The organism is Micromonospora sp. NPDC049274 (assembly GCF_040678875.1).
In the GTDB taxonomy this organism is placed as follows: Bacteria; Actinomycetota; Actinomycetes; order Mycobacteriales; family Micromonosporaceae; genus Micromonospora.
Window position 1 is genome coordinate 44,747 of sequence record NZ_JBFAQS010000013.1, and the last position, 22,561, is coordinate 67,307.

The 22,561-nt window shown below is 73.0% G+C and carries 25 protein-coding genes; 6 read left to right on the plus strand and 19 right to left on the minus strand.

The genetic code is table 11. The features are described from left to right. Window positions 1-9 precede the first annotated feature (9 nt). The 8 genes from AB0K10_RS23015 to AB0K10_RS23050 form a co-directional block, all read right to left on the minus strand. Window positions 10-768, minus strand: coding sequence for a type III pantothenate kinase (locus tag AB0K10_RS23015; RefSeq protein WP_363686554.1), 759 nt, complete (start codon window positions 766-768; stop codon window positions 10-12). A gap of 17 nt (window positions 769-785) precedes the next feature. Next, window positions 786-1,682: a carboxylating nicotinate-nucleotide diphosphorylase gene (gene nadC / locus AB0K10_RS23020; RefSeq protein ID WP_363686556.1), complete on the minus strand. Its 897-nt coding sequence runs from the start codon at window positions 1,680-1,682 to the stop codon at window positions 786-788. Next, on the minus strand, window positions 1,679-3,376 hold the full coding sequence (locus tag AB0K10_RS23025; protein WP_363686558.1) for an L-aspartate oxidase: 1,698 nt from the start codon (window positions 3,374-3,376) through the stop codon (window positions 1,679-1,681). Before AB0K10_RS23025 ends, nadC begins: the two co-directional genes overlap by 4 nt. A gap of 108 nt (window positions 3,377-3,484) precedes the next feature. Next, window positions 3,485-4,381: a septum formation family protein gene (locus AB0K10_RS23030; protein WP_363686560.1), complete on the minus strand. Its 897-nt coding sequence runs from the start codon at window positions 4,379-4,381 to the stop codon at window positions 3,485-3,487. 96 nt (window positions 4,382-4,477) lie between these two features. Beyond that, window positions 4,478-4,906, minus strand: a complete 429-nt coding sequence (gene panD, locus AB0K10_RS23035; protein WP_363686562.1) for an aspartate 1-decarboxylase — start codon at window positions 4,904-4,906, stop codon at window positions 4,478-4,480. 39 nt (window positions 4,907-4,945) lie between these two features. Continuing rightward, window positions 4,946-5,794, minus strand: a complete 849-nt coding sequence (panC, locus tag AB0K10_RS23040; RefSeq protein WP_363686564.1) for a pantoate--beta-alanine ligase — start codon at window positions 5,792-5,794, stop codon at window positions 4,946-4,948. Further along, a complete protein-coding gene (locus AB0K10_RS23045) occupies window positions 5,791-6,762 on the minus strand; it encodes a Rossmann-like and DUF2520 domain-containing protein (RefSeq protein WP_363686566.1) in 972 nt (323 codons plus the stop codon). Before AB0K10_RS23045 ends, panC begins: the two co-directional genes overlap by 4 nt. A 106-nt stretch (window positions 6,763-6,868) precedes the next feature. Next, complete coding sequence (locus tag AB0K10_RS23050) at window positions 6,869-7,435, minus strand: TetR family transcriptional regulator (RefSeq protein ID WP_363686568.1); 567 nt, start codon at window positions 7,433-7,435, stop codon at window positions 6,869-6,871. A gap of 120 nt (window positions 7,436-7,555) precedes the next feature. Between AB0K10_RS23050 and AB0K10_RS23055 the strand changes: the two genes are divergently transcribed. From AB0K10_RS23055 to AB0K10_RS23065, 3 genes are all read left to right on the plus strand, one after another. Further along, entirely contained in the window at window positions 7,556-8,467 is a 912-nt protein-coding gene (locus AB0K10_RS23055; protein ID WP_363686570.1) for an SDR family oxidoreductase, read from the plus strand. Window positions 8,468-8,529: 62 nt separating this feature from the next. Further along, window positions 8,530-9,876 (plus strand): SAM-dependent methyltransferase, encoded by a 1,347-nt coding sequence (locus tag AB0K10_RS23060; RefSeq protein ID WP_363686572.1) that lies wholly within the window; start codon window positions 8,530-8,532, stop codon window positions 9,874-9,876. Beyond that, the gene (locus tag AB0K10_RS23065) at window positions 9,873-11,060 is read left to right on the plus strand and encodes an NADH-quinone oxidoreductase subunit D (protein WP_363686573.1); all 1,188 of its coding nucleotides are present in this window, start codon (window positions 9,873-9,875) and stop codon (window positions 11,058-11,060) included. Before AB0K10_RS23060 ends, AB0K10_RS23065 begins: the two co-directional genes overlap by 4 nt. Before the next feature lie 18 nt (window positions 11,061-11,078). Here the strand turns inward: AB0K10_RS23065 and AB0K10_RS23070 are convergent, their stop codons facing one another. From AB0K10_RS23070 to AB0K10_RS23085, 4 genes are all read right to left on the minus strand, one after another. Continuing rightward, the gene (locus AB0K10_RS23070; protein ID WP_363686575.1) at window positions 11,079-13,019 is read right to left on the minus strand and encodes a hypothetical protein; all 1,941 of its coding nucleotides are present in this window, start codon (window positions 13,017-13,019) and stop codon (window positions 11,079-11,081) included. A gap of 109 nt (window positions 13,020-13,128) precedes the next feature. Then, entirely contained in the window at window positions 13,129-14,133 is a 1,005-nt protein-coding gene (locus tag AB0K10_RS23075) for a glycine betaine ABC transporter substrate-binding protein (protein ID WP_363686577.1), read from the minus strand. Window positions 14,134-14,355: 222 nt separating this feature from the next. After that, window positions 14,356-15,093 carry an ABC transporter permease gene (locus AB0K10_RS23080; RefSeq protein ID WP_363686579.1) on the minus strand — a complete coding sequence of 246 codons (738 nt, stop codon included), beginning with the start codon at window positions 15,091-15,093 and terminating at the stop codon, window positions 14,356-14,358. Further along, on the minus strand, window positions 15,090-15,776 hold the full coding sequence (locus AB0K10_RS23085) for an ABC transporter permease (protein WP_363686581.1): 687 nt from the start codon (window positions 15,774-15,776) through the stop codon (window positions 15,090-15,092). Before AB0K10_RS23085 ends, AB0K10_RS23080 begins: the two co-directional genes overlap by 4 nt. A 2-nt stretch (window positions 15,777-15,778) precedes the next feature. Here AB0K10_RS23085 and AB0K10_RS23090 point away from each other — a divergent pair, with 2 nt between their 5' ends. Further along, window positions 15,779-16,783, plus strand: a complete 1,005-nt coding sequence (locus AB0K10_RS23090) for an ABC transporter ATP-binding protein (protein WP_363686583.1) — start codon at window positions 15,779-15,781, stop codon at window positions 16,781-16,783. Window positions 16,784-16,842: 59 nt separating this feature from the next. Here the strand turns inward: AB0K10_RS23090 and AB0K10_RS23095 are convergent, their stop codons facing one another. The 7 genes from AB0K10_RS23095 to folP form a co-directional block, all read right to left on the minus strand. Further along, window positions 16,843-17,265 (minus strand): hypothetical protein, encoded by a 423-nt coding sequence (locus tag AB0K10_RS23095; RefSeq protein ID WP_363686585.1) that lies wholly within the window; start codon window positions 17,263-17,265, stop codon window positions 16,843-16,845. A gap of 134 nt (window positions 17,266-17,399) precedes the next feature. Continuing rightward, complete coding sequence (locus AB0K10_RS23100) at window positions 17,400-17,708, minus strand: hypothetical protein (protein WP_234587453.1); 309 nt, start codon at window positions 17,706-17,708, stop codon at window positions 17,400-17,402. 52 nt (window positions 17,709-17,760) lie between these two features. After that, a complete protein-coding gene (locus AB0K10_RS23105) occupies window positions 17,761-18,975 on the minus strand; it encodes an ABC transporter permease (RefSeq protein WP_363686587.1) in 1,215 nt (404 codons plus the stop codon). A gap of 118 nt (window positions 18,976-19,093) precedes the next feature. After that, window positions 19,094-19,633: a DUF3180 domain-containing protein gene (locus tag AB0K10_RS23110; RefSeq protein ID WP_358102943.1), complete on the minus strand. Its 540-nt coding sequence runs from the start codon at window positions 19,631-19,633 to the stop codon at window positions 19,094-19,096. A 19-nt stretch (window positions 19,634-19,652) separates the two neighbouring features. Beyond that, window positions 19,653-20,180, minus strand: coding sequence for a 2-amino-4-hydroxy-6-hydroxymethyldihydropteridine diphosphokinase (folK, locus tag AB0K10_RS23115; protein ID WP_363686589.1), 528 nt, complete (start codon window positions 20,178-20,180; stop codon window positions 19,653-19,655). Continuing rightward, entirely contained in the window at window positions 20,177-20,542 is a 366-nt protein-coding gene (folB, locus tag AB0K10_RS23120; protein WP_266246925.1) for a dihydroneopterin aldolase, read from the minus strand. The genes folK and folB overlap by 4 nt, the downstream gene beginning before the upstream one ends. Window positions 20,543-20,636: 94 nt before the next feature. Next, window positions 20,637-21,506, minus strand: a complete 870-nt coding sequence (gene folP, locus AB0K10_RS23125) for a dihydropteroate synthase (RefSeq protein WP_363686591.1) — start codon at window positions 21,504-21,506, stop codon at window positions 20,637-20,639. A gap of 345 nt (window positions 21,507-21,851) precedes the next feature. On the opposite strand from folP, the gene AB0K10_RS23130 reads away from it, so the two are divergent. Further along, on the plus strand, window positions 21,852-22,166 hold the full coding sequence (locus tag AB0K10_RS23130) for a hypothetical protein (protein WP_007466099.1): 315 nt from the start codon (window positions 21,852-21,854) through the stop codon (window positions 22,164-22,166). Between the two features lie 13 nt (window positions 22,167-22,179). Continuing rightward, window positions 22,180-22,542: a hypothetical protein gene (locus AB0K10_RS23135; protein WP_007466101.1), complete on the plus strand. Its 363-nt coding sequence runs from the start codon at window positions 22,180-22,182 to the stop codon at window positions 22,540-22,542. Window positions 22,543-22,561: the final 19 nt, after the last annotated feature.

A 22,561-nucleotide genomic window follows, 5' to 3' on the forward strand; every position in this document is an offset into this window, starting at 1 on the left:
CCCGCCGGGTCAGAGGTTGCGTTCGTAGACCATCCGCAGGCCGATCAGCGTGATCATCGGCTCGTGGTGGGTGATGCTGCGGCACTCGTTGATCACCAGGGAGGCGAGGCCACCGGTGGCGATCACCGCCTTCACCTCGCCCAGCTCCTCGGTCATCCGCTCGACGATCCGGTCCACCTGCCCGGCGAAACCGAAGTACAGGCCGGCCTGGAGGCACTCCACGGTGTTCTTGCCGATCACCGAGCGGGGCTTGGTCGCCTCGACCTTGCGCAGCTGGGCCGCGCGGGCGGCCAGCGCGTCGAACGAGATCTCGATGCCCGGGGCGAACGCGCCACCGAGGAACTCACCCCGGCCGCTGATCACGTCGAAGTTGGTGGTGGTGCCGAAGTCGACAACGATCGACGGCCCGCCGTAGAGGGTGTACGCGGCAAGCGTGTTCACCACCCGGTCGGCGCCCACCTCCTTCGGGTTGTCGATCGCCAACTGCACCCCGGTCCGCACGCCCGGCTCGACGATCACGCTCGGCAGGTCGGCGTAGTACCGGCCGAGCATCGTCCGCAGCGACCGCAACGCGGCCGGCACGGTGGAGCAGGCGGCCACGCCGGTGATCTCGACGTTGTCCCCCGCGAGCAGACCCCGGAACATCAGACCCAGCTCGTCCGCCGTCGAACGGGCATCGGTCTTGATCCGCCAGTTGTGCACCAGCTTGTCGCCGTCGAAGGTCGCCAGCACGGTGTTGGTGTTTCCGATGTCGATGCAGAGCAGCACGCACGCAGCCTAGACAACTACTCGCTGCGCAGGTCCAGCGCGATGTCCAGGATCGGCGACGAGTGGGTCAACGCGCCCACCGAGAGGAAGTCCACGCCGGTGGCCGCGTACCGGCCCGCCACCTCCAGGGTCAGCCCGCCGGTCGCCTCCAGCTCCGCCCGGTCGCTCACGGCGGCCACCGCCTCGGCCAGCACCTCCGGGGTCATGTTGTCGCAGAGCAGGAAGTCCGCCCCGGCCTCGACCGCCTCCACCGCCTCGGCGACAGTGGTCACCTCGACCTGCACCGGCACCTCCGGGAACGCCTCCCGGACCCGCCGGTAGGCAGCCGTGATGCCTCCGGCCGCCAGCTTGTGGTTGTCCTTGATCATGGCCACGTCGTAGAGGCCCATCCGCTTGTTGGTGCCCCCGCCGGCCCGCACCGCGTACTTCTCCAGCGCCCGCAGGCCCGGCGTCGTCTTGCGGGTGTCCAGCACCATCGCCTTCGTGCCGGCCAGGGCGTCCGCCCAGGCGCGCGTGTGGGTGGCCACTCCGGACATCCGGCAGAGCAGGTTGAGCGCCGTCCGCTCGGCGGTCAGCAGCAGCCGGGTCGGGCCGGTCACCGTCGCCAGCACGTCCCCGCGGGCCACCCGCTCACCGTCGCGGGCCAGCTGCGACACCTCGACGGTACGACCGAAGCCGGTCACCTCGCCCACCAGCTCGAACACCGCGGCGGCCACGGCCAGCCCGGCCAGCACCCCGTCGGCGCGGGCCACCAGGTCGGCGGTGTCGGTCTGCTCCGCCGGAATGGTGGCCACACTTGTGACGTCGAGGAAGTCCGGCCCGAGATCCTCGACCAGCGCGCCCTCGATCACCTGCCGTACGTGCGCCGGATCCAACCCGGCCGCCCGCAACGCCGTCTCCGTCGACCCCGTCATGACGATGTCCCCTCCCACTGTTGCGTCACCCGGCCCTGCGCCCCGATCGACCCGACCAGGTGGCCCAGCCACCGTTCGTCGGCCGTCGGGAAGTCCTCCCGCCAGTGGCAGCCGCGGGTCTCCCCCCGCGCGTACGCGGCGCCGACAAGCGTCGACGCCACCGTGAGCAGGTTTGTCGCCTCCCAGTCGGCGGTCCGCGGTCGGCCCCGGACGGCGCCCAGCTCGGTGAGCGTCCCGGCCGTCTCCGCCAGCGTCGCCGCGGACCGGAGCACGCCGGCCCCCCGGGTCATCGCCCGTTGCAGGGTCGGCGTCACCTCGGCGGGCAGCACCCAGCCCGCACCGCCACGCCAGGCGCCGGTGTCCGCCGGCTGAACCTGCTCGGGCAGGCCGGCCGCGATGTCCTCGGCGATCCGTCGGGAGAAGACCAGACCCTCCAGCAGCGAGTTGCTGGCCAGCCGGTTCGCGCCGTGCACACCCGTGCAGGCCACTTCGCCGCACGCGTACAGGCCGGGGATCGACGTGCGGCCGCGCAGGTCGGTGCGGACGCCGCCGGAGGCGTAGTGCGCGGCCGGTGCCACCGGGATCAGGTCGGTCGCCGGGTCCACGCCGATCGCCAGGCAGGACGCCACGATGGTGGGGAACCGTCCGGCCAGGAAGTCCCCGCCGAGGTGCCGCGCGTCGAGGAAGACGTGGTCCCCGCCGGTGGCCAGCAGCACCCGGTGGATGCCCTTGGCCACCACGTCCCGGGGGGCCAGCTCGGCCAGCTCGTGCTGGCCCACCATGAACCGCTTGCCGTCGGAGTCCACCAGGTACGCGCCCTCGCCGCGCAGCGCCTCGGAGACCAGGGGCTGCTGCGCGTGGCCGGCGCCGGGCACCCCCGCGCCGGGCGGGGTGATCAGGGCGGTCGGGTGGAACTGGACGAACTCCACGTCGGTCACCGCCGCGCCGGCCCGCATCGCCAGCGCCACCCCGTCGCCGGTGGAGACCGCCGGGTTGGTGGTGGCCGCGAAGATCTGACCCATCCCGCCGGTGGCCAGCACCACCGCCCGGGCCAGCAACGCGCCGACGCCGTCCTCGCTGCCCTCACCGAGCACGTGCAGGGTGATCCCGCAGGCCGGTCCGAGCCCGTCCGGGCCGTCACCGGGTGCCCGCAGCAGGTCCAGCACCAGGGCGTGCTCGACCAGCCGGATCCACGGGTCGCGCTGCACGGCGGCGTGCAGGGCCCGCTGCACCTCGGCGCCTGTCGCGTCCCCGCCCGCGTGCACGATCCGGTCCGCGCGGTGCCCACCCTCCCGGGTCAGCATCAACGAACCGTCGGGGTGGCGGTCGAACTCGGCACCGATCCGCATCAGCTCCCGCAGCCGGGTCGGCCCCTCCTCGACGAGCACCCGGACCGCCGCCGGGTCGCAGAGTCCCACCCCGGCGATCTCGGTGTCCCGGGCGTGCGCCGCCGGCGTGTCCGCCGGGTCGAGCACCGCGGCGATGCCGCCCTGCGCCCACCGGGTCGAGCCGTCGTCAATGTTGACCTTGGTGACGACGGTGACGTGCAGGCCCGCCTCACGCAGGTGCAGCGCCGCGGTCAACCCCGCCACTCCGGACCCCACCACGATCACGTCGGTGGTCTCCACCCAGCCGGGCTCGGGCGCGGCCAGCAGTCTGGGCAGGGCCGGCAGTTCCACGGTCGGTTGGTCCATCCCACCAGTCAACCCGAACGATCCTCGCTGGGGGCGGCGGGGGCGGGACGAGTGGTTTGGGCTACGCCGTCCGGCGCGGACCGCGCCACGTCGACCGGACGGTCGCGCTCATTTCGTCCGTACCGGCAGGCCGGCCGGGCCCGCGCCCTTCAACGACGCGGTCACCGTACGGTCGCTCAGCCACAGGTAGCAGCGGACCCCCCGGTCACCGACGCGCCAACGCCCCGCACCGGGCGGCCGCACCACCACTCCGCTGCGGAATAGCAGATCGTCGTCGTCCGGCACACCCACGTAACGGCCGAGGACGCTGCGGCAGCCGGTGTAGAGCGGGGCCCAGTCGGCGTCCCTTGCCGGGTACGGCCGATCCGGCGCACGCCACACGCCGACGAACTCGGCGTCGTGCCGACCGCCGCACTCCACCGGGACCAGCGTCTGCACGCCCCGCCCCGCCCCGGCACGGGTCTGCTGACAGCCCAACCGCAGCCCGGAAGTCCCCTTCAGCGCGCCCCGCAGGCTGCCCGACCGGACCACCACCCTGGCCGCCGCCTCGACAGTGGTCAGCTCGGTCAGGTCGCACCGGTACCAGCGGGAACCGGCCGCCCAGCCCGGCCCCGAGGGCAGCGCCACCGACAGCCGCAGTCGCCCGGCCCGCCAGTCGTCGCCCACGTACGCGGAGGCCCGGGTGTCGCACTCGAGGAACGCGCCGCGCAGCTCCACCGAGCCGTTGGCCGGGGCGGCGGCCCGCTCGGCCGGAAACGCCCCCACGTGCACGGTCTCCACCCGGTGCGGGCCGGCGCAGTCCACCGGTTGGTACGCGGCCAGCGTGACCACCTCGGCGAAGTCGGCGGCCTGACACACCCCGGCGGCCGGCGTGAACGCCGTGGCCGGTGGCAGCGCCGCCCAGTCGTCGGTCAGGTCACCGTCCAGGCCACCGGACCCGGCGCAGCCAGTCAGCAACACTGCCGTGACGGCAGTGGCGAACAGGGTCGTTCTGGCACGGCGCATCGCGGCCTCCCCCAGCCACCTACCGGCTTCCGCCAGCGTGCCCAGGGTAACCGCACATGACCTTCCGGTGACAGACCGGAATCGCTTCGCGCGGGATCAGACTCCGGACACGGCGAACGGGTTGGGCATCGGATCGCCGGCCGTGCCCGGGGCCGCCACCGCCGGGTTCGCCCCCAGCTCGACGACCCGGTTGTCGGTGTCCACGTGCACCACCCGTGGCCGGTACGACCGGGCCTCGGCGTCGTCCATCTGCCCGTACGAGATGAGGATGACCAGGTCACCGGGGTGCACGAGGTGCGCGGCGGCGCCGTTGATGCCGATCACGCCGCTGCCCCGCTCGCCCGGGATGACGTACGTCTCCAGTCGGGCGCCGTTGGTGATGTCCACGATCGCGACCTGCTCGCCGGGGATCAGGTCGGCGGCGTCGAGCAGGTCCTCGTCCACAGTCACCGAACCGACGTAGTGCAGGTCGGCCTGGGTCACCGTGGCTCGGTGGATCTTCGACTTGAGCATGGTCCGCAGCATCAGGCTGGCCTTTCGAAAAAGAATGGTGGTGGGGCCGGGTCAGGGACGAGGCGCGAGGTCGATCGCCGCGTTGTCGATCAACCGGGTGGTGCCGACCCAGGCGGCGATCACCAGCCGGGCCGGCCCGGACACCGGCCCCGGCTCCAGCTCAGGGTCGGTGAGCACCAGGTAGTCGAGCTGAGCGCCGGGCGTACCGGCGCCGAACGCGGCGTGCGCGGCGGACAGCACATCCCCCGCGTCCAGGCCGCCGTCGGCGGCCCGTGCCCCGGCCCGCAGCGCGGCGGACAGGCTCAGCGCCGCCGCCCGCTCGGGCTCGCTGAGATAGCGGTTGCGGCTGGACAGCGCCAACCCGTCCGGCTCCCGGACGGTCGGCACCCCGATCACCTCGACCGGGACGTCCAGGTCGCGGGCCATCCGCCGCACCAGGGTGAGCTGCTGGTAGTCCTTCTCACCAAAGAACGCCAGGTCAGGACGGGTGAGTTGAAGCAACTTCAGGACGACTGTGAGCACGCCGTGGAAGAAGCCGGGGCGGCTCGCGCCCTCCAGCTCCCCGCCGAGCGGACCCGGGTCGAGGCGTACCCGGGGCTGGCCGTCGGGGTACATGTCGGCGACCGACGGCGCGAAGACGAGGTCGGCGCCGGCTCGCCGACACACCTCCAGGTCGGCGTCGAGGGTGCGCGGATACCTGTCGAAGTCCTCGTTCGGCCCGAACTGCAGCGGGTTCACGAAGATCGTCACCAGCACGTGGTCGGCCTGCGCCCGGGCCGCGCGCAGCAGCGTCTCGTGCCCGGAGTGCAGCGCGCCCATGGTCATCACCACGCCGACGGTGCCCTTCAGCGCCGCACGGGCCTCGGCCAGCTCGGCGCGCGTGTGCACCACCTGCGTCATGCCGCCACCTCCCGGCTCGTCTCGGCGAGCACACCGAGCAGCGACTGCGCGTCCACCGGGCGCAGCCGGCCCGCGGCGATCGCCCGGTCGGCGGTACGCCGGGCCAGCGCCAGGTACGCGGGGACCGACTCCGGCGCGGTGGCGGCCAGCCGGGCCAGGTGTCGCTCGACAGTGCCCGCGTCGCCCCGGGACACCGGACCGGTCAGCGCGTCGTCGCCGAGGCGCAGCGCGTTCTCCAGGGCGGCCCGCAGCAGCGGGGCGAGCACCTTCTCCGGACGGGCCACCCCGGCGTCCCGCAGCCGGTCGGTTGCCTCGTTCACCAGGGTCACCAGGTGGTTCGCGCCGTGCGCGAGCGCGGCGTGGTAGAGCGGGCGGTCCGCCTCGGCCACCCACTCCGGCACGCCACCGAGGTCGGTGACCAGCCGGGCGGCCAGCGGGCGCAGGTCCGCCGGGGCGGTCACCCCGTACGAGATGCCGGCCAGCCGGGGCAGGTCGTCAGGCGTACCGGTGAAGGTCATGGCGGGGTGCAGGGCCAGCGGCCGGGCGCCGACCGCGGCGGCCGGCGTCAGCACGGCGAGACCGTGCGCGCCGGAGGTGTGCGCGACGACCTGACCCGGGTGCAGGGCTCCCTGCCCGGCGAGGTCGGCGACAACTCCGGCCAGCGCGTCGTCCGGCACCGCGATCAGCAGCAGGTCGGTGGCGACGCGTGCGACGGAGGCGGCTGTGCTGCGCGGCACCTCGGGCAGCAGCAGGGCGAGACGGGCGCGGCTGGCCCCGGAGTCGCCCGCGACGGCCACCACCCGATGCCCGGCGGCGGTGAGCGCGGCGCCCAGGACGGCACCGACCCGACCAGCGCCGACGACGCCGACGGTGAGCAGACGGGAAGGAGAGGCGCCGGTGACGGCGTGGTCCCGCGGTGCGGCAGGCCCACACTGGGCGGCCGGGCGCGGGCGCAGCGGTGCGCTCATGACGACGATCCAGTCCTCGAGAAGGGGTACCGGTCGATCGCAAGTATGCGCCCGCGTCACGGGGCCGAAACAGGAGGTGTGAAAACGTTCACCACCGCGGAAAGGCTCAGTTCGGGGCCGAGGTGATCGCGCGTAGTTCGGTGGCCACGTCGGTGATCAGGTCGGCGAGCGAGGCATCGCTGTCGGGTGCGATCCAGCGGGCGTACGCGACCCGGAAGACCGTGACGCCGGACTCGGTCGCCAGGGCGGCGGTCGTCTCGCTGAGGCCCTTGGCACGCAGGGCGGCGGCGACCGCAGCCGTCAACGAGCTCATCTTGCGCAGCTCACGCTCCTGCAACTCGGCGCTGCTGGCAATGATCGACTGACGCATCCGGACCAGCTCGAGGCGGTCGGTGAAGATCTCGTCCGCCACCCGGCGGAAGGCGGCGACGACCGCCTCGAACGGCCCGGCGGCCGTCTCGGTCACCGCCTCGACCAGCACCTCCTCCAGCTGCTCGCCGCCACTGAAGAGCGCCTCGCGCTTGTCGCCGAAGAGCCGGTAGAAGGTGCGCTTGTCGAGGCCCGCACGGGCCGCGATGTCGGTGACGGTGGTCTGTTCGAAGCCGCGCTCGCGGAACAGCTCGAAGGCGGCCGCCGCAAGGCGGCCGCGCGCGTCCGGTTGCCAGCGGGCCATGCGGCGATGGTATCCGATGTCACGTTGCGACATTCTTTCCGGCCGAGCCATGTCACAACGCGACATGGCGAGGTACGGTGATGTCACAAGGCGACATGCCCATCTCACAAAGGAACCGCAATGCGCGTATTCGTCACCGGCGCCTCCGGCCACCTCGGCTCCGCGGTCGTGCCGAACCTGCTCTCCGCCGGACACGACGTCGTCGGTCTGGCCCGCTCCGACACGTCCGCCGCCGCGATCGAGAAGCTCGGTGCCGAGGTACGCCGCGGCGACCTGTCCGACCTCGACGTCCTTCGGGAGGAGGCGGCCGCCTCCGACGGGGTGGTCCACCTGGCGTTCCGCCACGACCTCATGGTCAACGGCGACCTGGCCGGCGCCGCCCAGGCCGACCTGGCGGCTCTCACGGCACTCGCCGACGCCCTGGCCGACTCCGGGAAGCCCCTGGTCGGCACGGGCGGGACGGCAATGCTCGTGCTGGGCGGTATCGTCGGCCGCCCCGGCACCGAAGGCGACACCTTCCCCGGCGGCGGCTACCGGATCGACGCGGAGAACTTCGTGGCCGAGCTCGCCTCCCGCGGCGTGCGCTCCTCCGTCATCCGGCTCGCGCCCACGGTGCACAGCTCGCTGGACCGCTTCGGCTTCATCCCCACCATCATCGCGAGCGCCCGGCAGCACGGGTACGCCGCGTACGTCGGCGAGGGGACGAACCGGTGGCCGGCCGTGCACACGCTCGACGCGGCCGAGCTCTACCGACTGGCCCTCGAAAAGGCCCCGGCCGGTACGCGCCTGCACGGCGCCGCCGACGAAGGAGTTCCCTTCCGGCAGATCGCCGAGACCATCGGCCGCAACCTCGACATCCCGGTACGCAGCATCAGCCCCGACGAGGCGAACGGGTACTTCGGATTCCTCGGGACGTTCGCGCAACTGGACAACCCGACGTCGTCCGCCGTCACGCGCGAGCTGCTGGGCTGGACCCCCGCCCACCCCAACCTGATCGCCGACCTGAACGAAGGGCACTACTTCCAGGCATGACCCACGAACGGCAGCACGGACCGTAGGGTCGGCACGGTGACGCACCAACGCGGAGTGAACTGATGTCGATCCGGTGGCGGGACGCGATGGGTCACGCGCTTTACGGGCCGGGCGGCTTCTTCGTCACCGGCGCCGGGCCGGCCGACCACTTCCGGACCAGCGTGCACGCCTCCCCGGCCTTCGCCACGGCGCTGCTACGGCTCCTCACGCAGGTCGACGCAGCCCTCGGCCACCCTGCCCGCCTCGATGTCGTCGACGTGGGGGCGGGGCGGGGGGAGCTGCTGCGGGCTCTCGTCGGGCTTGCGGCTGGGGTTTCCGGGGAGCCCACCCGCTCCGGGCGGTCAGGCTTGATCCCTGCGCGGGCGGGCTCCCCGGAAACCCCGACTCCCACGGCCTCCGTCCGTCCGTTGGGCGAGGAGCCGTCGTCCGGCACGGCCCGACCGTCCCTCGCGGACCGTGTGCGCTTCACAGCAGTGGAGTACGCGCCCCGCCCCGCGAACCTGCCCGAAGAGATCACCTGGACGTCCGAGATTCCCGGTGAGATCAACGGGGTGCTGCTGGCCACCGAGTGGCTGGACAACGTCCCGCTGGACGTGGCGGTGCAGACCGAGGACGGCTGGCGATACCTGTTGGTCGACATGGAGAGCGGCGTCGAGTCTGTTGGTGAGCCGGTCGACGCTGCCGACCTCGACTGGCTGACCACCTGGTGGCCCAGCACCACGAGCCCTGCCACCGCCGACGGTGACCCGAACTCGGGCACCACGAGCCCTCTCATCGGCGACTACGACTCGACCTCGGGGTTGACCGAGACGGCCACGACAAGCGGAAGCGAGTCGGGTTTCGGGGCAGCCCGGCCGGCGCAGGGATCAAGCCTGACCGCCCGGAGCCGGCCGGGCTGCCCCGAAACCCCCCACAGCGGCCAGCCGGAAACCTCCCACGGCAACCACAGACGGGCCGAGATCGGACGGACCAGGGACGAAGCCTGGGCCAACGCGGTGCGGAAGATCGAGCGAGGGCTCGCGGTGGCAGTCGACTACGGGCACCTGCGGGACAGCAGGCCGGTGGACGGGACGTTGACCGGGTATCGGGGTGGACGGCAGGTGCCTCCGGTGCCGGACGGGTCGAATGATGTGACAGCGCACGTCGCAATGGACTCGGTCGCCTCCGCCGGCGCGGCGGTCGCCAGGTGTGCGTACTCCCTGATCTCGCAGGCCGAGGCGCTGCGGACGCTCGGGGCCGACGGACGGCGACCGCCGCTGAGCCTGGCCGGGGTTGACCCGGCCGGCTACGTGCGGGCGCTGGCCGCCGCGTCGGCGGTGGCCGAGCTGACGGACCCGGCCGGACTCGGCGGACACCTGTGGCTGCGCCAACCGGTCGGCATCCCGTTCCCGCCGGCCGTGGCACGATGACGGGCATGACCACCGACGCCGGCGCCCTTCGTGAACTGACCGTCGGCACCGGGGCCGGTCTGGTCGCCGGCACCGGCGATCAGCAGCTCGGCACCGACATGGTGCTGAACATCGGCCCGCAGCACCCCTCGACGCACGGCGTGCTGCGCCTGAAGCTGGTGCTCGACGGCGAGCGGGTCATCGCCTGCGAACCGATCGTCGGCTACATGCACCGGGGCGCGGAGAAGCTCTTCGAGGTACGCGACTACCGGCAGATCATCGTGCTGGCCAACAGGCACGACTGGCTGTCGGCGTTCTCGAACGAGCTGGGTGTGGTGCTCGCCGTCGAACGCCTGATGGGCATGGAGGTGCCGGAGCGGGCCACCTGGCTGCGGATGGCCCTCGCCGAGCTGAACCGGGTGCTCAACCACCTGATGTTCCTCGGCTCCTACCCGCTGGAGATCGGCGCGATCACGCCGGTCTTCTACGCCTTCCGGGAACGGGAAACCATCCAGGCGGTGATGGAGGAGGTCTCCGGTGGCCGGATCCACTACATGTTCAACCGGGTGGGCGGGCTGAAGGAGGAGGTGCCGTACGGCTGGACCGGGCGGGCCCGGGCGGCGATCGGCGAGGTACGCCGGCGGCTACCCGACCTGGACCACCTGATCCGGCGCAACGAGATCTTCCTGGCCCGCACGGTGGGCGTGGGCGTGCTGTCCCCGGCCGACGCCGCCGCGTTCGGCGCGTCCGGCCCGGTGGCCCGGGCCTCCGGGCTCGACCTGGACCTCCGCCGCGACGACCCCTACCTGGCGTACGACGAGCTGGACGTGCCGGTGGTCACGAAGACCGCCGGGGACTGCCACGCCCGCTTCGAGGTGCTGCTCGACCAGGTGTACGTCTCGCTGGATCTCGCCGAGCAGTGCCTGGACCGGGTGGACCGGCTGACCGGGCCGATCAACACCCGCCTGCCGAAGGTGCTCAAGGCGCCGGAGGGGCACACGTACGCCTGGACGGAGAACCCGCTGGGCATCAACGGTTACTACCTGGTGTCGCGGGGCGAGAAGACGCCCTGGCGGTTGAAGCTGCGCACGGCCTCGTACGCCAACGTGCAGGCCCTGGCCACCCTGCTCCCCGGCTGCCTCGTACCGGACCTGATCGCCATCCTCGGCTCGATGTTCTTCGTGGTCGGCGACATCGACAAGTGACCGGGGCAGTTGTGCGGGTCAGCGCCAGCGGTCGGTGACCGGGGCGCCGCCGGCACGCGGCGCGTCGTCCTGCGGCGGGTAGCCGTACCGTTCCTCGACACGGCGGCGGCCGGCCCGCTCGGGGGCGGGCTCCGGCTCGTGGCCGCGCTGACGCGGCGGGCGCCACTGGTCCGGCACGGGCACTCCGCCGACCGGCAACGCCGGCCGTCCGTCCGGCTCGGACCGGTGATAGGACTCGCGGTCCTCCGGCCGGCGTGGGTCCTCGTGCCGACGTGGGTCCTCGTGCCGACGTGGGTCCTCGTGCCGACGTGGGTCCTCGTGCCGACGTGGGTCCTCGTGGCGGACGGACGCCCAGCGGTCCGCCATCCGGTACTCGGTGCCCGTTGCGTCGGCGTGCACCTCGGCCCGGCGCTCCCCGACGTGCAGCTCGCGGCCGTTCTCGTCGTCCCGGACGGCCGCCCACCGGTCGCCGGCCCGTAGCTGCGACCAGTACTCGCCGGTGTCGTCCGCCCGCAGAGCCGGACCGGGTTGCGGCGCCCCGGCGTGGTCTGGCTCGGCCCGCTCCGACCAGCCACGGTCGTCGCGCTGCGGTCGGCCGCGCCGGGCGGGCTCGTCGGCCCGGGCGTACGCGTCGCGCTGACCGGTCCACTCCGGCTCGTCGCGGGGAGGCGTCCAGCCCGGCTGCTCGGCGGGCCTGTTCCGGTCCGAACCGTCCCGTCCACCCCTCTGGGCGGCCTCACCTCGGGCAGCCGGCTGCGCGCCCCAGGACCGGTCGTCGGCGGGCCGAGCCCGGTCGTCGTCGGGGCGGCCCCGGTCGTCGACGTACGGGGACCGCGGGTTTGCGGGGTCGCCCCACGAGCGGTCCGCCGCTCGGGCACGTCCCTCCGTGCCGCCACCCCGGGTCCATTCCTGGGCGGGCGGGGTCCACTGGCCGGCGTACCCACCGCCGTAGTGTCCGCCCGGCTCGGCCGGCCCCCCGTCCACGACTGTGTGCCGGGTGGTGACGTGCACGGTCTCGGTGTGCCGGACCACGCCGACCGGCCGGTGCGCCGGCTCCTGGCGATCGTTCTCACGCGGGCGGTCGTTGTCTCGCGGGCGGTCGTTGTCTCGCGGACGGTCGTGCTGACGGGGCCGGGGAGCGGCGCCGTACATGCCGCCGGCGGTTGGCTCGGGAGGCGCGTCGGCGGCGGCGCGGTGGCGGTACGCCGGTTCGTCGTCGGCACGCTCGTCGCGGCCCCACCGTCCGGCGACCTCGTCCGGACCCAGGCCCCGAACCCGCCCGGCAACCTCGTCCGGACCCAGGCCACGAGCCCGTCCGGCGACCTCGTCCGGACCCAGGCCACGAGCCCGTCCGGCGACCTCGTCCGGACCCAGGCCACGAACCCGTCCGGCAACCTCGTCCGGACCCAGGCCACGAGCCCGCCCGGCAACCTCGTCCGGACCCGGCATCCGGACCCGGGCGGCCGGAGCGTCGCCTGCGGCCGGGACCCGGCTGCGGGAGGCCGGAGTCTCGTTCACCGGCTCGGCGGCCGGCACCCGCACACGGCCGGCACCCGCCGGCTCGGCCGGCGGGGCGGCCCCGGCGAGGGCCGCGCCGGTGGCGTCGAGGCGTCGACGGACCGCGGTGATCCCCTCCTGGGCTCGCTGCGCCTGGTCGAGTGCCTGGTTGCCGCGCTGCGCGGCGGCCACGATCTCGGCGCGCAACTCCTGGCGCAGTTCCTCGATCTCGTCGGCCAGCTCGTCGGCCCGAGCGTCGTCACCGTCGGGGCGCAACGCGATGGAGAGGCCGATGAGGACCACCGCCACGATGGCGAGCACCGCCGCGAAGCGAAGCGGACCGTTACCGTCAGCGACCAGGAGGATCAGCGCCGCCACCGGGGCCAGGGCCACGCCACCCCAGAAGAGCACTGTCAGTAGCAGCGGTTGACGCCGGGCGTCGGGGGTGACCGGGGCTGGCATGGGTGTGCAGCCTACCGACGATCCCTACGAGAGGGAACGGGTCCCTGGACGCGCGGACGCCCCCTCCCCACGAGGGGGAGGGGGCATCCACGACACACCCGAAGGCGGCTCAGCTGGTGGCGAAGGCACCGTCCGAGGAGAAGACCAGACCCACGCTGATCTTGCCCTCACGAAGGCCGTTCTTGGTCAGCGGCCCACCCTGGTCCAGCGAGGAGAACGAACCCACCGAGAGCCCGTACGTCTTCTCCAGGCCCGGCTTGCAGAACGGACGCTGCTGGCACTCCGGCGGGCCGCCCAGCACCGTCGCGCTGCCGGAGCACTTCGCGGCGAACTCGGAGAGGGTCCGCACGCCGTACTTGTCGGCGAACTCCTTGGTGACCGCGAACGCGTTCTGGTCCTGCGCGGCGGCCGGGCTGCCGAAGGTGATGCCCACCTTGTCGCCCTCTGCCTTGAGCTTGGTCACCGTCGTGTTGATGTCGGGCGAGGACACCGGCTGGGCGTTCTTGCCGTTGGCCTTGGTGTTGAGGAACTCGGCCATTGTCGACGCGTACTCCGGGACGACCTGGATCTCGCCCTTCTCCAGCGCCGGCTCGTACAGCTCGCGGTTGCCGATCTGCTGCACCTTGACCTGGTAACCGGCGGCGGTGAGCGCGATCCGGTACAGCTCGCCAAGCGTCTGGCTCTCGCTGAAGTTGCCGGCGCCCACCACGATCTCGCCACCCGGGCCCTTGGCGATGCCCGCGGTGACGTTGTTGGCGCTGGCGAACTCCTCGGCGGCCACCTTGGGGGTCTTGCGGTCGGCGTCGACGGCCTTGTTGAGCTGGACCAGCTTCGGGGTGTCGAGCGCCGCGGAGACCTTGTCCAGTGCGGCGATCAACTGCGGGTTGGCCGCCTTGCTGTTGACCGCCGGGATGACGTTGTCGGAGTTCTGGAGCTTCTTGTCGTCCGTCAGGGCGATGAGCTGCTGACCGGCGACCGGGGCACACCCGGCGCCGGAGGCGCTCGTCTGGGGGGCGTCGGTGCCGGACGAGCCGGCATCACCGCACCCGGTGAGGAGTGCTGCCCCGGCGACGGCGCCGACGGCGCCCATCGCCAGACGTGTACGTGCGCGCATGTATGCCGCCCGCCTTCCGTGTCCCGGCGCGGCCCGTCCCGGGCCGGCCGCGTGTCCGACGGGCGATCCTGACTGTCGGCCGCCCGCAACTTCCACCCAACATGGTCCGCGAGCGACCGACAACCTGAGATGGGCTTCGTCACCGCATCGTCACCGACCGGCCCGTCGCTGGTCGCCGCTTCGGCGGCCACTCACCCGGACGGACCACCTGTCGACGGCGCGTCAGGCGCGGCCGGTGGCGTCGGCGGGCCGGGCACGGTCCGCCCGCTGTCGCCCGCGTCGCAGGGGACGGGGGGTGACGAGGCGTTCGACGATCCCGAGAAGCAGCTCGGCCAGCAGCGCCAGCCCGGCCACCAGCACACCACCGGCCACGATCTGCCCGCCACCGGCGGCGATGCTCAGACCGAACCCGGTACGGATGATCTCGCCGAGGCCACCACCGTTGACGAACGAGGCCAGCGCGGTCGTGGCGATGACCTGCACGGCGGCGGTCCGGAAGCCGGCCGCCAGATACGGCACCGCGAGCGGCAACTCCACCCGACGCAGCAACTGCCCACCGGACAGGCCCATCCCGCGGGCCGCGTCGCGCGCCTCCGGGTCGGCCTGACGTACGCCTGTGTAGGCGTTCGCCAGCAGCGGTGGGACGGCGAAGACGGCGAGCGCCACCACCACCGGCGTACGCCCGAAGCCGAGGAACGTCAGCGGCAGGATGGTCAGCAGCGCCAGGGTGGGGATGGCCAGGGTGGCGTTGGACACCAGCACCACCAGGCCACCGCCCCGGCCGGCGTGCCCGAGCCACAACCCGACCGGCCAGGCCACCAGGCAGCCCAGCGCCACCGCCAGGGCGGAGATCGTCAGGTGCTCGCCGAGCCGGTCCAGGATGCCGCCCGGGTTGCTCCAGTTGAGTGGGTCGTTGAGCCAGAGCACCGCCTGGTGCACGGGATTGGCCGCGGCGCTCACCGGGCGCCCCGGGCGGACCAGGGGGTGACCAGCCGGCCGACGAGGACCAGGAGCAGGTCCAGCAGCACCGCGAGCGCCACGCAGAGCACCGTACCGGTCATGATCTCGGCCTTGTAGAGGTTGTTCTGGAAGCCCGCGAAGATCAGTTGGCCGAGGCCGCCGTGCCCGACCAGCACCCCGACGGTGACCAGCGCGACAGTCGACACGGTGGCCAGTCGCAGCCCGGTCAGGATGCCGGGGATGGCCAGCGGCAGGTCGATCCGGAACAGCCGCCGCCACCGGCCGTAGCCCATGCCCTCGGCGGCCTCGCCGACCTCCGGCGGCACCTGGTTGAGCCCGGCCACCACGTTGCGGACGATCAGCAGCAGCGCGTAGAGGACCAACCCGACCAGCACTGTGGTGGCGCCGGTGCCCAGGTACGGCGCGATGAACGCGAACAGCGCCAGTGACGGGATGGTGTAGATCACACCCGTGACGCCGAGGATCGGGCCGGCCAGCGGGCGGACCCAGTACGCGAGCACGGACAACGGCAGGGCGATCACCACCGCGATCAGCACCGCGCGCCCCGTGAGGGAGGCGTGTTCGCGCACGGCGGCGAGGATCGTGTCAGAGTTGTCCCGCACGTACTGCCAGGAGAACCAGGGGTTACCCGGGTCGGCCCGGTAGCTCAGGCGGAAGGACATACGTGGACGTTACCCCGGAGGCTGCCGGCGTGGCTGAATCCCCTCGCGCGGCGTCGATCTCCCTGCAGGGCATCCAGAAGCGCTACCCGAATGGCACCGAGGCCGTACGGGAGCTGAGCCTGGACGTCAAGGCCGGCGAGTTGGTGGTGCTGATCGGTCCGTCCGGCTGCGGCAAGTCGACAGTGCTCCGCATGATCAACCGTCTGATCGAGCCGACGGCCGGGCGGATCATGCTCGGCGACGAGGACGTCACAGACGTCGACCCGGTGCGACTACGCCGCCGGATCGGCTACGTGATCCAGAACGTCGGCCTCTTTCCACACCAGACGGTCCGGGCGAACGTGGCAACCGTCCCGAGCCTGCTCCGCTGGTCCCGGGATCGCACCCGGGCCCGCGTCGACGAGCTGCTCGACCTGGTCGGCCTGGACCCGGCCCAGTTCGGCCGCCGCTACCCGCACGAGCTGTCGGGTGGGCAGCGACAGCGGGTCGGCGTGGCCCGCGCGCTCGCCGCCGACCCGGTGGTACTGCTGATGGACGAGCCGTTCTCGGCCGTGGACCCGATCGTCCGGGCCCGTCTGCAGGAGGAGTTCCTCCGCCTCCAGGCCGAGGTCCGCAAGACGATCGTGCTGGTAACCCACGACCTCGACGAGGCCGTCCGGCTCGGTGACCGGATCGCCGTGCTCTCCCAGGGCGGGCATCTTGAGCAGTACGACACGCCGGCCGCTCTGCTCGGCGCCCCGGCGACCCCGTTCGTCCGCGAGTTCGTCGGGGCGGACCGGGGCATCCGCCGGCTGGTGGTCACCCCGCTCGACCGGGAGTCCCTGGAGCCGGTGCCCGGTGACGCGCCCGCGGATCTGCCCACCGTGGCGCTGGACGGCACGGCGTACGACGCGCTGGCGGTGCTGCTCACGTCGGGACGGGACCGGCTCGTCGTGACCGACGACGGCCGCCCGGTGGGCGCGCTCAGCCGCCAGCGCCTGCTCGACCTGGGCCGTTCGACGGGCTGACCCGGTCCGCTGAGCTTCTGGCCCGGCCGGCGGCGGCAGTTCCCGCTGACGGCGTCCGGTCAGGCGCGCCCGCCGAGGCTCGCGGTGCCGATGATCCAGCCGGTGAGGAAGCCGTAGCCGGCGCCACTGCTGGCGTCCCGCAGCGCCGTCAGCAGGGACGGGTCCGGGCCGAGCAGCGCCGCCAGCACGGCGGCGAGCCCGCCGGCCAGCACGTATGCCGCCCAGCCGGAGAAGAACTGGCTGACCGGGCCGGGCACCCGGGCCACCTGCGCGGCGGGCAGCAGATAGAGCAGTGCCACCGCGAGGATCACCAGCGCGACGGCGCGCAGGTCGGCGGCGAACAGGCCACCGGCCTGCCCGTCCGCGTCCAGCCGCCAGGCCGGCCAGGCCAGCAGGCGCAGGTAGAAGCCACCGGCCGAGTCCGGGTCGGTAAGCGTCGCGGCGGCCCACCCGGTGTACGCCGGGCTGCCACAGATGCCCACCAGCAGCAGTGCCGCAAGCGCGCCGGTGCCGGCCGCCGTCCCGTAGCCGCTGACCGGGCCGGCGCGGAAGAACCCCGTGATCCGCCCAGGTCCCGTGCCGGTCGGCCGGGTCGACCTGGGCTGCCCCGAACGGCTCAGTGCTTCAGCAGGTAGTCGATGAAGGCGGCCCGCAGCAACGGCGCCGACTCCTCGTAGCCGTGCCCGGTCAGCTCCCGCCACAGGGCGTTCGCCTCGTCGATGGTCGGGCCGATCGAGTTCGGCGCGCCGTCCAGCACCGTGGCCTCGTCCGCGTTCGGCAGGTGCCGCAGCACCGACCAGTAGAACCCCACGTCGCGACGCTCCCGGGCCCGGGCGAACGCCCGCTCCCGCAGCTCCTCCGTGGACAGCGCGTCGAGTTCCTCGAACGAGGTTCCGCCGGGGGTGGCGGCAGGTGTGTCGGTCATGCGGCGAGCCTAACGGTCGAGATCAGCCACGGCTCGGCGGACGGGACACGGCTCACCTGTCGTCGGCGTCCCAGCGCCGTGGGCCGGTCTCCCAGCGGGGGTCACGCCACGGGTCGGCCGGTTCCGGAGCGGGCGGTGTCGGCAGCGTCGGAGGCCAGTTGTCGGCCGGCTGCGGCTGGGGCACGTTCCACCCCGTGCTGATCGTGCCGTCACCGATCGGTTCGGGCTTCTCCACGCTGTCCGGCCGGGGCCGCCCGAACCTCTCGACCAGACGGGTCACCAGCAACCCGACGCCGAGCGCCACGCCACCGACAGTCCAGGGGCTCACCGTCAGGTCGCGCTCCGGCGCGTACTCCTGAAAGACGGTGACCAGGCCGACAGCCAGCACCGTGCCGAACACCCCGCCGCGGCGGCCGTACGCGCTGGTGCCGCCGAGCAGTGACACGCCGATGGCCAGTACGGTCCAGTCCAGCCCGGAGGTCGGTGTGACCGCCCCGGGGCCGTTGGCAGCGAGCAGGACACCGGCGAGCGCGGCCAGCACCGTGGAGCTGACCATCGCGACGGCGGCGACAACGGCGGCCAGCGCACCCCGGCGACGGGCCGGGTCGGCCACCGGTCGGTACCGACCCACCAGCCGGCGGATCGACCTGATCGTGCCGAACAGACCGCCGAGGACCGCCACGGCGGCGAACCCGGCGAAGAGATAGCCGGCCGTAGGCCTCGGGTCGTAGTTCCCCTGCACCAGGATCGACGTCGACCGGCGTTCGATGTACACGACGACTCCGGCCGCTCCGGCCAGGCTCGCCGCCCAGGCGGGCACGTGCAGCGCCACCACGGCCAGCGCCAACACGAGACCACCCACCGCGGCGACCACGACGGCCGACCCCACGGACGCCGCCAGACCCCTGTCGCCCTGTTCCGCGTAGTGCAGCCCGGCGGCGACCGCGACCGGCCCGACGGCCAGGTTGGGCACGGCGGCGCGCAGGCTCAGCCCGGCGGCGAGAGCGAGCAGTCCGAGGCCGACCGCGCCGACCAGCAACGCACGCAGGCCGGTGCCGCGCAGCGCGTCCGGGTCGGCCCGCCAGAGCAGCCAGCCCAGGGCGACGAGACCGACCAACAGCAGGAATTCCCAGTACGCGTGCACGCCGATGCGGTCCCGACCCGGCTCGCCGTGGGTTGGATCGTCGAAGACGTTCTCCAGGACGGCGGCAGGAACCCCGGACGAGGGTTCGACCGACCGGTCCCGGCCCGTGTCTCCGTACCCCATGGCGCCGCCTCCCCAGTGGCCGGCCGTCCCGGTCCGGCGCACGGACGGATCGGGGGCGGCCGTTGCTCTCCGATCGGAGGCACCGTACCCGCGCCCGGAGCCAGGCGTAACCCCCTGCTCAGCGCTGGCCGGGGCGGCTCTGGCGCTGGTCGGGCTCGTGCTCGTCGTCCGGGCGCTCCGGGACCCGGCAGGAACGCTCCAGCCACAGCGCGGCCCCGACCAGCGCCAGCGACGCCAGCAGCCCGGCCCCGGCGGCCGGTCGGTCCCCGATGGCGGCCCGGGTGGTCTCGACGAAGAGCCACCCGCTGAGCCCGGCGTAGAAACCGGCGAAGATGGCCCCGGCCAGAGCCGAGGCCTTGGCCAGCACCACGAACCGGGCGACCATCAGCGGGTTCACCGGATCGCGGCCGGGCTTGCGCTCGATGCGACCGCGGGTGTTGACGGCCGCGTACGCCTCCAGCACCGCGAGCGCGGCCAGCGTCACCACCGGCAGCCACGGCAGCCGTGGGATGCCGCTGTAGTAGAGGGTGCTGATCAGCAGCCAGGCCACCGCCGCCGCACCCAGGGCGGCCACGACCAGGGTCGAGATCCGGGTGGGGCCCATCCGCGACCGGTCCGGGCCCGGCCCGCCCGGTGGTGGGGACTTCGCCTGCGTCATGCCGGCCGGCTCCACTCGGTCATGCCGTCGACTCTAACGCCAGTTCCGGCCGGGGACGCAGTTCCAGCGCGTCGTCGGCGGCCGGGCCGGCGGTGAGCAGGTCGGTAAGCCAGCCGTGGCCGGGCAGCCGCCCGTACGGCTGGATGTCGATCCACGGTCGCAGCACGAACGCGCGCAGGTGCGCCCGGGGATGCGGCAGGGTCAGCTCCTCCTCGTCGCTGAGCACCGGCTCGTCGTCATCGCCCCAGACCGCGATCACATCCACGTCGAGGGTGCGCGGCCCGAACCGTCGCTGCGGGTCGCGAATCCGGCCTGCCGCGCGCTCCGCGGCCCACGCCCGCTCCAGCCAGTCGCGCGGCGTGGCGGCGGCGTCCTGGGCCAGCAGCACCGCGTTGAGGTACGCGGGCTGGTCGGCGTCACCCCACGGTGGAGTCTCGTACACCCCGGAGATCACCAGCACGGAGTCGCCGAACGTGGCGACGGCCGTCCGGAGGTGCTCCAGGCGGTCGCCGAGGTTGCTGCCGAGCGAGAGCACGGCCCGGGTCATCGGGTCCGCGTCCGGGTCATGGTGACGGCCACGTCGGTGAACGTGTGCGGCACCGGCGCCTCGGGCTTGTGCACGGTGACAGTGGCGGCGACGACCCGCTCGTCGGCCAGGCAGACGGCGAGCAGCCGGTCGGCGAGGGTCTCGATCAGATTGACCGGCTCGCCGGTCACCACCGCCACCAGACGTTCGGCCAGCTCGCCGTAGTGGACCGTGGCGGTGACGTCGTCGCTGGCCGCCGCCGGCGCGAGGTCCAACTCCAGAACGGCGTCGACCACGAAGTCCTGCCCCTGTGCCCGTTCGAAGTCGTACACCCCGTGCCGGCCGCGGGCCCGCAGGCCGGTCAGCTGGATCCGGTCGGTCATCGCTCCCCCTCTCCTCGCCGGCACGCGGTGGTGGTGCGTGGGCTGCTCATCCGGGCTGCCTGTCGCCGGCGCCCGATGGTGACGCGTGCGCTGCTCATCCGGGCTGCCTGTCGCCGGCGCGGGCCGGGACCAGGCGCGGGCTGCCGGTGGCGGCCCAGACGGCGAGCGCGTCCACGGTGGCCCGCACGTCGTGCACGCGTACGCCCCAGGCGCCCGCCGCGACGGCCAGCACGCTGGTGGCCACGGTGGCGGCCTCGCGCTGGGCGGTGGGTCGCGGTGCGCCGTCGGCGCTGGCGAGCAGTCGGCCGAGGTAGGACTTGCGGCTGGCGCCGAAGAGCAGCGGGTACCCGAGGTCCAGCAGCTCCGGCAGGCGGGCGCTGAGCTCCCAGTTGTGGGCGGCGGTCTTGGCGAAGCCGAGGCCGGGGTCGATGACGATGCGATCCTGGGCGACCCCGGCGGCCAGCGCCTCGTCGATCCGCTGGGCCAGCTCGCCCCGCACGTCGGTCACCACGTCTGTGTAGCTGGCCAGGTCGCGCATCTGCCGCGAATGGCCACGCCAGTGCATCAGAACCCAGGGGCAGCCGGCGTCCCGGACGACTCGCGCCATGTCGGGGTCGGCCAACCCGCCGGAGACGTCGTTGACCACCGCCGCGCCGGCACCCACCGCGGCCTCGGCCACGCGCGCCCGGCTGGTGTCGATGCTGACCGGCACGCCGGCGGCCGTCAGTTCGCGGATGACGGGCAGCACTCGCTCGGCCTCGGTCACCGCGTCGATCCGCTCGGCACCCGGACGGGTCGACTCGCCGCCGATGTCGACCAGGTGCGCTCCGGCCTCGCGCAGACGGACGCCGTGTCCGACGGCCGCGTCGAGGTCGGCGTACCGTCCGCCGTCGGAGAAGGAGTCCGGCGTGATGTTGAGGACGCCCATCACCACCGGGCCCGGAGCCCGTACCAGATCGGTCACCTCTAGACGGTACCGGTCGCGGCGGCGGCACCCGGCGGCCCGGGTCGACCACCCCTGACGTGCTTGTTAGAACAGGTGTACGATCGGTCATCCGGGCAGCAACGGGCAGCCCGTTCGCGGCTTGTCGCAATCCGGGGCGGCCCGTACGCTTTGGAATTGGCCAGCATCGAGATGGCGAAGCCTGGAGGGAGGGCCGAAGCGGGGAAAAACCGCCCAAAGCTCGCCACGCTCCGTGGTGAGTAACGAACGCAGGGTCGAGAACGCTGCGCCCTGCGCGCACATTTCCCGCCAGGCTTGCCTACTGCACCGCCGCGGCACCGCCGGCCGCGATATGGGGAGGTTCCAGTGATCGCCTTCGAGCTCATGGAGACGGCGTCGTCCGGCGTCGCCCACGCGCTCTCCACCCTGGCGTCAGCTCCGCTCGCCGAGCCCGCACCGAAGGGGATCGACACCAGCGGCGTCGTCACCTTCTTCGCCAGCAAGATCGCGCCGATCCTGCTCGCCGTCCTGGGCGTCATCTTCATCGGTCGCGCCAGCCGCGGCGAGATTTCCAAGGTCCTGACCAGCTCCGCGATCGCCATCGTCGGGCTGGCGTTCATCGCCGGCGCGGCAACACTCTTCTTCGTCGGCGATTACCTGATCGACCTGATCTTCGAATAGGCGCGTTCACCAGATGCGGCTGCGCACCGACGACGACATCTACCGGGCACGCCTGGTCTACCTCGGGCCGCCCGGCTACACCCTTCCGGTCCACCTGCCCTACGCCCAGTACGGGCTCTTCATGCTGCTCGTGCCCCTCTACATGTTCATCCACTGGCTGTTCACGTTGACTGTCGAGTTGTTCCCCGCCTGGGAGATCGCGCTCGCCATCGTGACCACGTCATTCATCTTCCGGCACGTCGACCCCGACCGGCCCGCGCGGGTGGTCATCCGCACCGCGCTGACCGACTGGCGACGCACCCGGGAGCCGGCGATCGAGCAGCGCGACCCGCGCCTGGTCGGCAGCCGGATCAGGATCCGGGAGGAGCTGGCATGACCGGGCGTACGCCGAGCGG

Coding starts and splice junctions, on each gene's coding strand:
- nadC (WP_363686556.1), bottom strand. CDS start 1,682: ATGACGGGGTCGACGGAGACGGCGTTGCGGGCGGCCGGGTTGGATCCG.
- AB0K10_RS23025 (WP_363686558.1), bottom strand. CDS start 3,376: ATGGACCAACCGACCGTGGAACTGCCGGCCCTGCCCAGACTGCTGGCC.
- AB0K10_RS23030 (WP_363686560.1), bottom strand. CDS start 4,381: ATGCGCCGTGCCAGAACGACCCTGTTCGCCACTGCCGTCACGGCAGTG.
- panD (WP_363686562.1), bottom strand. CDS start 4,906: ATGCTGCGGACCATGCTCAAGTCGAAGATCCACCGAGCCACGGTGACC.
- panC (WP_363686564.1), bottom strand. CDS start 5,794: ATGACGCAGGTGGTGCACACGCGCGCCGAGCTGGCCGAGGCCCGTGCG.
- AB0K10_RS23045 (WP_363686566.1), bottom strand. CDS start 6,762: ATGAGCGCACCGCTGCGCCCGCGCCCGGCCGCCCAGTGTGGGCCTGCC.
- AB0K10_RS23050 (WP_363686568.1), bottom strand. CDS start 7,435: ATGGCCCGCTGGCAACCGGACGCGCGCGGCCGCCTTGCGGCGGCCGCC.
- AB0K10_RS23055 (WP_363686570.1), top strand. CDS start 7,556: ATGCGCGTATTCGTCACCGGCGCCTCCGGCCACCTCGGCTCCGCGGTC.
- AB0K10_RS23060 (WP_363686572.1), top strand. CDS start 8,530: ATGTCGATCCGGTGGCGGGACGCGATGGGTCACGCGCTTTACGGGCCG.
- AB0K10_RS23065 (WP_363686573.1), top strand. CDS start 9,873: ATGACGGGCATGACCACCGACGCCGGCGCCCTTCGTGAACTGACCGTC.
- AB0K10_RS23070 (WP_363686575.1), bottom strand. CDS start 13,019: ATGCCAGCCCCGGTCACCCCCGACGCCCGGCGTCAACCGCTGCTACTG.
- AB0K10_RS23075 (WP_363686577.1), bottom strand. CDS start 14,133: ATGCGCGCACGTACACGTCTGGCGATGGGCGCCGTCGGCGCCGTCGCC.
- AB0K10_RS23085 (WP_363686581.1), bottom strand. CDS start 15,776: ATGTCCTTCCGCCTGAGCTACCGGGCCGACCCGGGTAACCCCTGGTTC.
- AB0K10_RS23100 (WP_234587453.1), bottom strand. CDS start 17,708: ATGACCGACACACCTGCCGCCACCCCCGGCGGAACCTCGTTCGAGGAA.
- AB0K10_RS23105 (WP_363686587.1), bottom strand. CDS start 18,975: ATGGGGTACGGAGACACGGGCCGGGACCGGTCGGTCGAACCCTCGTCC.
- AB0K10_RS23110 (WP_358102943.1), bottom strand. CDS start 19,633: ATGACGCAGGCGAAGTCCCCACCACCGGGCGGGCCGGGCCCGGACCGG.
- folK (WP_363686589.1), bottom strand. CDS start 20,180: ATGACCCGGGCCGTGCTCTCGCTCGGCAGCAACCTCGGCGACCGCCTG.
- folB (WP_266246925.1), bottom strand. CDS start 20,542: ATGACCGACCGGATCCAGCTGACCGGCCTGCGGGCCCGCGGCCGGCAC.
- AB0K10_RS23135 (WP_007466101.1), top strand. CDS start 22,180: ATGCGGCTGCGCACCGACGACGACATCTACCGGGCACGCCTGGTCTAC.